General features: G+C 71.1%; 11 protein-coding genes. 8 read left to right on the top strand and 3 right to left on the bottom strand.

The window, feature by feature from the left end:
- The 8 genes from cysC to IJH84_RS23395 form a co-directional block, all read left to right on the top strand.
- Positions 1-1,134 (top strand): adenylyl-sulfate kinase (gene cysC / locus IJH84_RS23360; protein WP_295149055.1); only part of this gene is annotated, 1,134 nt, incomplete at its 5' end.
- Entirely contained in the window at positions 1,119-2,159 is a 1,041-nt protein-coding gene (locus tag IJH84_RS23365; protein WP_295149057.1) for a sulfite exporter TauE/SafE family protein, read from the top strand. The genes cysC and IJH84_RS23365, both read left to right, overlap by 16 nt.
- Entirely contained in the window at positions 2,104-2,802 is a 699-nt protein-coding gene (locus IJH84_RS23370; RefSeq protein WP_367269083.1) for a 3'(2'),5'-bisphosphate nucleotidase CysQ, read from the top strand. The genes IJH84_RS23365 and IJH84_RS23370 overlap by 56 nt, the downstream gene beginning before the upstream one ends.
- Positions 2,802-3,707 carry a sulfate adenylyltransferase subunit CysD gene (gene cysD / locus IJH84_RS23375; protein ID WP_295149059.1) on the top strand — a complete coding sequence of 302 codons (906 nt, stop codon included), beginning with the start codon at positions 2,802-2,804 and terminating at the stop codon, positions 3,705-3,707. The genes IJH84_RS23370 and cysD overlap by 1 nt, the downstream gene beginning before the upstream one ends.
- Positions 3,707-5,038 (top strand): GTP-binding protein, encoded by a 1,332-nt coding sequence (locus IJH84_RS23380; protein WP_295149062.1) that lies wholly within the window; start codon positions 3,707-3,709, stop codon positions 5,036-5,038. Before cysD ends, IJH84_RS23380 begins: the two co-directional genes overlap by 1 nt.
- Before the next feature lie 43 nt (positions 5,039-5,081).
- Positions 5,082-5,741, top strand: coding sequence for a sulfotransferase family protein (locus tag IJH84_RS23385; RefSeq protein ID WP_295149066.1), 660 nt, complete (start codon positions 5,082-5,084; stop codon positions 5,739-5,741).
- Between the two features lie 13 nt (positions 5,742-5,754).
- A complete protein-coding gene (locus IJH84_RS23390) occupies positions 5,755-7,263 on the top strand; it encodes an arylsulfotransferase family protein (protein ID WP_295149069.1) in 1,509 nt (502 codons plus the stop codon).
- 164 nt (positions 7,264-7,427) lie between these two features.
- Positions 7,428-8,516, top strand: a complete 1,089-nt coding sequence (locus tag IJH84_RS23395) for a PLP-dependent lyase/thiolase (protein WP_295149071.1) — start codon at positions 7,428-7,430, stop codon at positions 8,514-8,516.
- 13 nt (positions 8,517-8,529) lie between these two features.
- Here IJH84_RS23395 and IJH84_RS23400 read toward each other — a convergent pair whose 3' ends face one another.
- The 3 genes from IJH84_RS23400 to IJH84_RS23410 all read right to left on the bottom strand — a co-directional run.
- Entirely contained in the window at positions 8,530-9,522 is a 993-nt protein-coding gene (locus IJH84_RS23400) for an NAD(P)-dependent oxidoreductase (RefSeq protein ID WP_295149073.1), read from the bottom strand.
- 72 nt (positions 9,523-9,594) lie between these two features.
- On the bottom strand, positions 9,595-10,149 hold the full coding sequence (locus tag IJH84_RS23405; protein WP_295149075.1) for a GNAT family N-acetyltransferase: 555 nt from the start codon (positions 10,147-10,149) through the stop codon (positions 9,595-9,597).
- A partial coding sequence (locus IJH84_RS23410; RefSeq protein WP_295149078.1) for a hypothetical protein occupies positions 10,146-10,451 on the bottom strand: 306 nt, incomplete at its 5' end. The genes IJH84_RS23410 and IJH84_RS23405, both read right to left, overlap by 4 nt.

Here is a 10,451-nt window from a genome sequence, read left to right on the forward strand (position 1 = left end):
GCCGCAGCGCCTACGGGCGCGCTGCGCAGAATGCGCCCGCCGGCCGCCGGTGTGCGGGAAAACCTGCCGCACGGCCCCGTTCTGGCGATGCTTCCGGAAAAACCCTTGCACCACAAGGAGATCGCGCAGCTGCGCGAGCTGGTCGCCGAGCACGGGGCGCACCTGCTGCTGCTGCCCCGGATGATCGGGCCGCGCCCGGAAGTCCTGGTGCAGGCAGTGCTGGCCGCACGCCCGGAACTGCCGCCGGACACGACGGTCGTGCCGGTGCCGCTGGCGCAGCGGCCCGATCCGAAGCGGGACGCGCTGCTGACCGCGCACGTCGCCGCCGCCTACGGCGCCACCCACCTGATCAGCGAGTATCCGCTGGAACAGCCGCCGATTCCGGGCTTGGAGCCGCCCGAGGTGGTGCGCGAGGACACCGGCCGCTGGCGCCCGGCCGCGCAGGTCGAGCCGAGCAGGCGGCTTCCCGGCCTCAGCGCTGAAGAACTGCGCGCACACCTGGACCGGGGCGACCCGCTGCCGAGCTGGTTCACCACGCCCGCCATCGCCGAGCAGCAGCAACGGCTGCATCCACCGCTGTCCCGGCGCGGCTTCACGGTGCTGTTCACCGGACTTTCCGGAGCGGGCAAGTCCACGATGGCGCGTGCATTGCGGGACGAGCTCACGCAGTACGACCACCGGGCCGTGACGCTGCTCGACGGGGACGTCGTGCGCCGCACGTTGTGCGCGGGACTGGGCTTTTCCGCTGAGGACCGCAGCCGCAACGTGCGCCGGATCGGGTTCGTGGCCTCCGAAGTCACCCGGCACGGCGGCGCCGCGATCTGCGCGCCGATCGCGCCGTACCGCGCCGACCGCGATGCGGTGCGCGACATGGTCGAGGAATCGGGCGGATTCGTGCTGGTGTACGTGGCGACGCCGTTGGGCGAGTGCGAGCGCCGCGACCGCAAGGGCCTCTACCGCAAGGCCCGCGCCGGGACGCTGCCGGAGTTCACCGGCGTCTCCGCGCCGTACGAGGTGCCCGCCGATGCGGACCTGGTGCTGGACACCTCCGGGCTGTCGCAGGACGAAGCCGTCGACGAGGTCGTCGCGCTGCTGCGGCGACGAGGCTGGGTGGGCAGGTGGAACCCGCATTAGCCGAGCTCGCCGCACCGAACCCGGGAGTGGCGGTCACCGGCCTGCTGACCGGGCTGCTGGTGGGACTGACCGGGATGGGCGGCGGCGCGTTGACGATGCCCCTGCTCACGCTGGTGTTCGGGGTGCCGCCGCTGGCAGCGGTGTCTTCCGACTTGGTCGCCAGCGCGGTCATGAAGCCGGTCGGGGCGCTGGTGCACCTGCGGCGCAGGACCGCGGACGCGCGGCTGGTCGGCTGGTTGTGCTTGGGCTCGTTGCCGTGCGCGGTGGTGGGATCGCTGTTCGCGGGTTCGCTCGGCGACGGCGCGGAGTCGTCGTTGAAGACGTTGACGGGCGTGGCGGTGCTGCTGGCCGCGATCATGCTGTTCGCCCGCATGCTGCTGGCGAAACGCAGCCCCGCGGCCGGCGCCGCCTCGGTGCGGCCGTTGCCGACCGCGCTGCTCGGCGCCGTGGCCGGGCTCATCGTCGGCACCACCTCGGTCGGTTCCGGTTCCATCATCATCGTGTGCCTGCTGCTGACGAACCGCTCGCTGAGCTCGGCGCGGCTGGTCGGCACCGACCTGGTGCAGGCAGTGCCGCTAGTGCTGGTCGCCGCTTGCGGGCACCTGTTCACCGGCGAAGTCCACTTCGGAATCGTCGGTTCGCTGCTGGTGGGATCGCTGCCCGGAGTGCTGGTCGGAGCGCTGATCTCCGCCCGCGTCCCGGACCGGCCGATCCGCGTGCTGCTCGGCGGAATGCTGGCCACCACCGCAGTGATGCTCCTGGGGGCGAACGCGATCATCGGCGCGTCGTTGGGCGTGCTGGTGGTGCTCGCGGCAGCGGTCTCCCCGGTAGCGCACCGGGTGTTCTCCCGTGCCCGCCCTGGCGCGCGGAACGAAGAGTTGACGTCGGACGAGGAGGTACCGGGTGAGCGCGGACGATCACGAACTCGCCGCACGACTGGCGCGGGAAGCCGGCGAGAGCCTGCTGGACCTGCGGGAGCGGACGGCGTCCACAACGGACCCGAAAGCCCTCGGCGCGGAGGGTGACCGCACGGCGCACGACCTGCTGGTCGCCGCGCTCGCGCAAGCCCGCCCGCAGGATCCGGTGCTGTCCGAGCACGGCGTTTCCGGGCCACCGCGGGAATCCGCCGACCGGGTCTGGATCATCGACCCGCTGGACGGGACTCGCGAGTTCTCCGAAGCCGGACGCACCGACTGGGCCGTGCACGTGGCACTGGCCGAGGATCATCAGATCACCGTGTCCGCGGTAGCGCTGCCCGCGCACGGCCGGGTTCTCGGCACCGGTGCGCCGCCGAAGCAGCCGAGCCACGGCATCGCCCACCCTCGGCTGGCGGTCAGCCGCAGCCGCCCGCCGGATTTCGTGCGCGAGCTCGCCGAATCGCTCGGCGCCGAGACCGTTCCGATGGGCTCCGCCGGCGCGAAGATCAGCGCGGTGGTGCTCGGCGAGGTCGACGCCTACGTGCACGCGGGCGGGCAGTACGAATGGGACAGCGCAGCGCCGGTCGGCGTGGCCCGGGCGGCCGGACTGCACACCAGTCGGGTGGACGGCTCGCCGCTGCACTACGACCTGCCGGACCCGTGGCTGCCGGATCTGCTGGTGTGCCGCCGGGAACTGGCCGCGGACCTGCTGGCCGCGCTGCCCGGGAACCTGACCGAGGGGAGCCGCTGATGCCGTCCGGACCGTCCCGATCGGACGTCCTGGAGTCCGAGGCGCTGCACCTGATCCGCGAAGTGGCCGCCGAATTCGACCGCCCCGCGCTGCTGTTCTCGGGCGGCAAGGACTCCGCGGTCCTGCTGCGCCTGGCGGAGAAGGCGTTCGCACCCGCTCCGATCCCGTTCCCGGTGCTGCACGTGGACACCGGGCACAACTTCGACGAAGTGCTCGACTTCCGGGATCGCCGCGTCGCCGAGCTGGGAGTGCGCTTGGTGGTGGCCGGCGTGCAGGACTCGATCGATGCGGGCCGGGTGGCCGAGCCGACGGGCCGCTGGCCCAGCCGCAACCGGGCGCAGACGGTGACGCTGCTGGACGCCGTCGCCGAGCACCGCTTCGACGCCCTGTTCGGCGGCGCGCGCCGCGACGAGGAACGCGCGCGGGCCAAGGAGCGGATGCTGTCCTTCCGGGACTCCTTCGGGCAGTGGGATCCGCGCAACCAGCGCCCCGAGCTGTGGAACGTCTACAACGGACTGATCCGGCCCGGCGAGAGCGTGCGCGCGTTCCCGCTGTCGAACTGGACCGAACGCGACGTGTGGACCTACGTGGAACGCGACGGCGTCGAGCTGCCGCCGCTGTACTTCGCGCACACCCGCAAGGTGTTCGAGCGCGACGGGATGTTGTTGGCGGACAACCCGTTCCTGCACCGCGACCCGGACGAGCCGCTGGTGGAGCGATCCGTGCGGTTCCGCACGGTCGGCGACATGACCTGCACCGGCGCGGTTCCCTCGGAAGCGTCCACGGTGTCCGAAGTGCTCGCCGAGATCGCCGCGACCCGGGTCACCGAGCGCGGCCAGACCCGCGCCGACGACCGCACGAGCGCGGCCGCGATGGAGGACCGCAAGCGGGAGGGATACTTCTGATGAGCCCGAGTTCTCCGGCCGGACCGGCCGTTCCCGCGGACGCGTTACCCGGAACCGCTGCGGACGAGGACGGTTTCACCCCGGCCGACGGCCTGCTGCGGTTCGCCACCGCAGGCGCGGTCGACGACGGCAAGAGCACCCTGATCGGCCGGTTGCTGCACGACTCGAAGTCGCTGCTGGCCGACCAGGTCGAAGCGCTGGAGCAGGCCAGCGCGGAACGCGGCGACGACGTGCTGGACCTGGCGATGCTCACCGACGGCCTGCGCGCCGAGCGCGAGCAGGGAATCACCATCGACGTGGCGCACCGCTACTTCGAGACCGTCCGTCGCGCGTTCATTATCGCCGACACCCCGGGTCATGCCCAGTACACCCGGAACATGGTCACCGGGGCGTCCACTGCGGACCTGGCGATCGTGCTGGTCGACGCACGGCACGGTTTGACCGAGCAGAGTCGCAGGCACGCCGTGCTGGCCGGGCTGCTGCGGGTTCCGGAGGTCGTGCTCGCGGTGAACAAGATGGACCTGGTCGACTACGACGAGCAGGTTTTCCGCGACGTCGCGGCCGAATTCGCCGAGTTCGTCGGGCACGGGTGCACCGCGATCCCGCTGTCGGCACTGCACGGCGACAACGTGGTGGAACGCTCGGCCGCCATGCCCTGGTACGAGGGACCGGCGCTGCTGGAGCACCTCGAGCAGGTCCGCATCGCGGACGACAACTCCACAATGGATTTCCGGATGCCGGTGCAGTGCGTCATCCGGGCGCCCGAGCGCGATTACCGCGGTTATGCGGGCCAGATCTCCGGCGGCTCGGTGGCAGCGGGCGATGAGGTGCTGCACCTGCCCTCCGGAATGCGATCCCGAGTGTCCTCGGTGGACACCGCGGATGGCGCGCTGGTCAGCGCGCAGGCTCCGCTGTCGATATCGCTGCGACTGGCCGACGACATCGACGTCGGTCGCGGGGATCTGCTGTGCGCCGCGGCGAACGCCCCGGAACCGGCGGACGAGCTGTCCGCGACGGTGTGCTGGATGACCGCGGCGGCACCGCTGCGGCCCGGCACGCGGCTGCTGTTCAAGCACACCACGCGCACCGTCAAAGCCGTCGTCACCGAGGTTCGGCACCGGCTGGACGTCACCACGCTGAGTCGGGAGCCGGCCACCGAGCTCGGGCTCAACGACATCGGCGAGGTCGGACTGCGCCTGGCGCAGCCGATCTTCTGCGACCCCTACGAGCGCAACCGGCTCACCGGCGGCGGAGTGCTCATCGACGAGACGACGCACGCCACGGCGGGTGCCGTCCTGATCACCGAGGCGAACCCCGGTACGCGCAGTTGATCGGCGCGTGCTGCCGGGCAGCTACGACAAGGAGTTGAACGCAATGGTCAAGATCATCGGAGCCGGGTTCGGCCGCACCGGCACCGCATCGCTGAAGGCGGCGCTGGAACACCTCGGCTACGGCCCCTGCTACCACATGTTCGAGGTGATCGCGCAGCCCGAGCGGGCGCAGGACTGGGAGCTGGCGATGGACGGCCGGGTCTCCGATTGGCAGCAGGTGCTCGGCGGATTCGAGTCCACAGTGGACTGGCCGGGTTGTGCGTTCTACCGCGAACTGATGGATTTCTACCCGGACGCCAAGGTGTTGCTGACCGTGCGCGACCCGGAGCGCTGGTACGACAGCACCTACGGCACGATCTACCAGTTCGTGCAGGACCCGCCCGGCGACGACGACTTCAGCGCCAAGCTGCGCCCCACCGTCGAGCGGATGATCTGGAACGGCACGTTCGACGGCCGGTTCGCCGACCGCGCGCACGCCATCGACGTCTTCGAGCGGCACAACGCCGAAGTGCAGCGCGTGGTGCCCGCCGACCGGCTGCTGGTCTACCGCGTCGGCGAGGGCTGGCAGCGGCTGTGCGACTTCCTCGACGTGCCGGTGCCGCAGGAGGAGTTCCCGCACGTCAACGATTCCGCCTCGATCCGCGACCTGGCCGCGCAGGTCAGCGCCGATGGCGAAGTGCCGTCCCCGTTCACCAGCGCTTGATCCGGAGATGTCCATGTCATCTGACTCCTTCTCGATCGGCCGCCGCGCGGTGCTGCGAATGCTGGCCGCGGCTCCCGCCGTGCCCGCGCTGATCGGCACCGCAGGCACCGCCGGCGCCGCCGCGTCCCCGGGCGCCCGCGCCGGGCAGGGCCTCATCACCCGTCCCGACCTGCAACCGCCGCTGGTGGAGATCAGCACTCCGGCCGCGAACACCGAGCCCGGGCACGTGCTGCTGACCCCGGCCGGAGCAAACGTCCTCAACGCCGAGGCGGCCGCACCGCGCGCGGCGACCCAGCCCGGTGCGCTGATCATGGACGATCTCGGTCAGCCGGTGTGGTTCAGCCCGCCCGCCGAGGGCGTGATCGCCAACCTCCAGGTGCAGCGCTACCAGGACCGGCCGGTGCTGACGTTCTGGGAGGGCGCGATCGAGGTGCCGCCCGGTTTCGGCAACGGGCAGTACGCCGTGCTGGACGAGAGCTACCGGCGGATCGCGACCGTGCGCGCGGCCAACGGCCTGCAAGGCGACATGCACGAGTTCGTGATCACTCCGCGCGGAACCGCGCTGCTGCTGATCTACTCCGAGGTGCGCGCGGACACCACGCCGGTCGGCGGGCAACCGAACTCGAAGGTGCTGGAAGGCGTCCTGCAGGAAATCGACATCGCTTCCGGGCAGCTGCTGCTCGAGTGGCGCAGCCTGCAACACGTCGGGTTGGACGAGTCGCTGCTTGCGGTGCCCAAGGACCCGGAGCAGTGGTTCGACTACATCCACCCCAACGCGATCTGCGAGGACGGCGACGCGCTGCTGGTCTCCGCGCGCTGCACGCACTCGGTGTTCCGGATCGACCGGGCCAGCGGCGAGGTGACGTGGCGGCTCGGCGGCAAGCGGAGCGACTTCGCCATGGGTCCGGACGCGGCGTTCGCCTGGCAGCACGACGCGCGCCGCCAGCCGGACGGGACGATCACCATCTTCGACAACGCCGAAGCCGCACCAGGTCGCGGCCGCTCCCGCGCGCGGTCGCTGGCCGTGGACGAGACCGCCCGCACCGCGAACGTGGTGCGCAGCAACGAAAGCCCGGAAGGGTTGCTGGCGCCGAACCAGGGCAACATGCAGGTGCTGGCCAACGGGCACGTCTTCGTCGGCTGGGGCGGAGAGCCGTACTTCACCGAGTTCGGCGCGGACGGCGAGGTGCTGTTCCACGGCAGGTTCACCGAGTCGATCACGTCCTACCGCGCGTTCCGCTCGGCGTGGGTGGGCAAGCCGCTGGACGCCCCGGCCGTTGCCGGGCTGCCGGGCAACGGCTCGACCAGCGTTTACGCGAGCTGGAACGGGGCGACCGAAGTGGTGACCTGGCGGGTGCTGGCCGGGCCGGACGAGGCGAACCTGGCTCCGGTGCAGGACGCGCCGAAGACCGGGTTCGAAACCCGGGTCGACATCGCGGGTGCGCAAGGGTTCGTGTCCGTGGAGGCCCTCGACGCCGGGGGAGCCGTGCTCGGCGCCTCGCCGCCTGCCCGGGTGGGCTGAGAGCCGATCGCTTGGAGTGAAGGGACTTTTCCCGCCGAGGAGTCCCTTCACTCCGCGGAAACGGCGCGGCGAGCGGGCTCGTGCCGGCCGCGAGGCCCGGACGGTGTCCGCGACCGGTTCGGACAGTAGGCTTCCTCCGGATCCGACACCCGGAGGGGGAAGCGATGCAGCCTGCGATGAACGAGCACCTCACCGGGCTCCGATGCATCCAGTGTGGACGGTTGCATCCGGTCGCGGACCATCCGGCGGGCTGCGAGCACTGCCGGGATCAGGGCAGCGCGGCGAACCTGCGCTGCGAGTACGACGACGACCGGCCGCGGCTGTCGCTGACGGGCGCGCGCAGCCTCGGCGAAGGCGGCACGCCGCTGTTCCCGCTGCCCGCCGAGGTGGCCGGTCTCGACGTGTGGGTGAAGAACGAGGCGGCCAACCCGACCGGTTCGCACAAGGACCGGTTCAGCTGGGGCGCGGTCGGCCGTGCCGCCGCTGCCGGGTATGCGGGCATCGCCGCTGCTTCCTCCGGCAACGCCGCGTTGTCGCTGGCCGCTTACTCCGCGGCGTACGGCTTGGCGTGCGAGGTCGCCGTCACCACCGACATCCCCGATGCGCTCGCCGGGGCCGTCCGGGACACCGGTGCCACGCTGCACGTTTTCGACAGTGCCGAGCAGCGCTGGGACTTCCTGCGCGGCCGCACCGGTGATCCGGGCACGCTCGTGGTCACCAACTACACGCGCCCGGTAGCGGGCGGTTCACCGTTCGGGATCGACGCGATGCGGGCCATCGGTTGGGAGATCCGCTCCGGCCTGCAACGCCTGCCGGAACACGTGGTGATCCCCGTTTCCCGCGGCGACCTCGCCTACGGCGTGTGCCTCGGCTTGCAGCAGATGGCGCGCAGGCACGGAGAATCGTGCCCGCGGGTTCATCTGGTCGAGCCGTTCCCGAGGCTCGCCGCGGTCCGCGCGGGAGCCGGCGTGCACGACAGCTTCACCGGCTCGGCCGCCGGAACCCCGTCGATCGGCGGGGATTCGACGACGGTGCAGGCGTTGCGAGTCCTCGACGACACCGGCGGATCGCCCGTGGTGCTCTCCTCCGAAGTGGAGGAGGCCCGGATCCGCTTGGCACGCATGGGGATTCTCTGCGAAGGCACGTCCGCCACCGTGTTGCCCGCGGTGGAGGAGTTGCGCGGGCGCGGTGTCGCCGCACCCGGTGAGTCCATTGTGGTCGTACTGACGTCACATTCGTTCAACGGCCTCTGAACCCGAAGCGGGTTCACTCGGGCCCCGTCGTGTAGATCCCGTGCGGATACGGGTGGTACCCCTTGGTTCCGACAGCGCGGGCGACGGGACTGCGCACGTCCTCGTCGGCCTGCAGCAGATCCAGGACGTGGCGGAAGTCGTACCGCGGTCGCCAGCCGAGTTCCGCGCGGGCGCGGGAACTGTCGTAAACCCGGTCCAGCCCGGGGAACATCCGCCACCCGCGGCGGGCGTACTCGCCCGGCTGGTCCGGGAACAACCGGGACACCACGGCCTGCGCATCCGCACGCAGCTGCGCGGAATCCTCCCGGCTGAACGGGGGAGTGGCGCTGATGATGTAGCGCCCGAAACCGATGCGCGGAGCTTCGGCCAACGCGAGGCGGTGCGCGTCGACGACGTCCTGGAGGTCGACGCGGCGGTACAGGTACTCGTTGACCTTCGTGTTCATACCCTCGTAGGCGGCCCGCACCTCGTCGCGGTCGTCGTCCTCCGGGAAGAACCGGGAAGTCCGCAGCACCACCACCGGCAGGCCGTGTTCGCGGTGCACCAGCTCGGCCACGTTCTCGGCGGCGATCTTGGTGACGCCGTAGATGTTGCGCGGCACCGGCTCGACGTCCTCGGTGATCCACGCCGCCGGCTGATCCGGCTCCGGTGTCAACGCGCGGCCGAACGCGCTGGTGCTGCTGGTGAACACGAAGCTTTCCACCCCGGCGGCGGCGGATTCCTCCAGCAGCGCCAACGTGCCGGTGACGTTGGTGTCCACGAAGTCCTGCCGCTCGTGCGAGCTGACGTGCGGCTTGTGCAGCGTGGCCGCGTGCAGCACGCCCGTCACGCCCTGCAGGCACCGCCGCAGCAACGCCCGGTCGGTGATCGAGCCGGTGACCGTGGTGAACCGGGACTCCACCAGGTCGAGCCCGACCACGTCGCGTCCTTCGGCGCGGACGCTGCGCACCAATGCTTCCCCGAGGTGCCCGGCGCTGCCGGTCACCAGAATCCGTTCCGCACGCACCCCGCAGACGTTACGGACTCCGGGCGCGACCAGGAAACCGATTTCGGCGACTCAGCTTCGCCGCGGCTCAGCTCACACCAGCACGTCGGCCGCCTCCACCACGGGCAGGTCGTCCCGCGGCACGACCGGATTCTCGAACAGCGCTCCATTGTGGAAACCCGGAACCGTGCGCACGTACCGGCCCCGGATCCGGTCGTAGTAGTCCAGCAACTTCGCATTGGTGGCCCAGGCGGTGTAGCGGACGATCGTGACGCCCGTCCGCGCCGCGTGCGAAGCCGCCCAGCGCCCGAGGCAGGTGCCGATGCCGCGTCCCGCGTGCGAACGTTGCACCACCAGGTTGTGCAAGTAGCGAGCGGGAGTGCCCAGCTCCTCTTCGGTCCACAGCACCGGCGATCCGTGCGGGGTGCTGGTGACCGTGGCCACCGGCTCCCCATCCGGCTGCAGTGCCGCCATGAACGTGGACCCCTCGTGGATCCAGCCCGCCATGCGCTGCCGGTCCGCCGGGCGGTTCCACTGGTCGGTGCCGTGCTCGGTCTGCAGCCAGTCGGCGGCTTCCTCCCGCCACCGCAGCAACAGGTCCATGTCGTCCACAGTGGCCGTACGCACGTGCAGCGTGGGCGGATTCATCCGGCGGCCTCCTCGGTTTCCCTGGCGGAGAGGGTGAACAGTTCGCGGAAAGCAGCGGTCAGCCGGGCGCCGTGGTCGTTGAGCACCTTCCCGTCCGGACCCGTCGCCGCGCTGGGGGTGACCAGCATTCCCAGCGATGCGCCGGTCTCCAGCTCGGCACCGCGCGTGGGCAGGCCCACGGCCGCGCACTCACCTTCGGCGCACTCCAGCAGGCCCGCACCGGCACGCCGCCACACCAGCCACTCCCCGTCCAGCGCGTACACCCCGCTGCGCGGAGCGGTGGTCACCACGGCGGTGCGGCC

The organism is Saccharopolyspora sp. (assembly GCF_017434145.1).
GTDB classification, from domain to species: Bacteria; Actinomycetota; Actinomycetes; order Mycobacteriales; family Pseudonocardiaceae; genus Saccharopolyspora_C; species Saccharopolyspora_C galaxeae.

Bases quoted from the DNA above. Each gene is read 5' to 3' on its own strand.
- IJH84_RS23405 (WP_295149075.1), bottom strand. From the start codon at position 10,149: ATGAATCCGCCCACGCTGCACGTGCGTACGGCCACTGTGGACGACATG.
- IJH84_RS23390 (WP_295149069.1), top strand. From the start codon at position 5,755: ATGTCATCTGACTCCTTCTCGATCGGCCGCCGCGCGGTGCTGCGAATG.
- IJH84_RS23380 (WP_295149062.1), top strand. From the start codon at position 3,707: ATGAGCCCGAGTTCTCCGGCCGGACCGGCCGTTCCCGCGGACGCGTTA.
- IJH84_RS23385 (WP_295149066.1), top strand. From the start codon at position 5,082: ATGGTCAAGATCATCGGAGCCGGGTTCGGCCGCACCGGCACCGCATCG.
- cysD (WP_295149059.1), top strand. From the start codon at position 2,802: ATGCCGTCCGGACCGTCCCGATCGGACGTCCTGGAGTCCGAGGCGCTG.
- IJH84_RS23395 (WP_295149071.1), top strand. From the start codon at position 7,428: ATGCAGCCTGCGATGAACGAGCACCTCACCGGGCTCCGATGCATCCAG.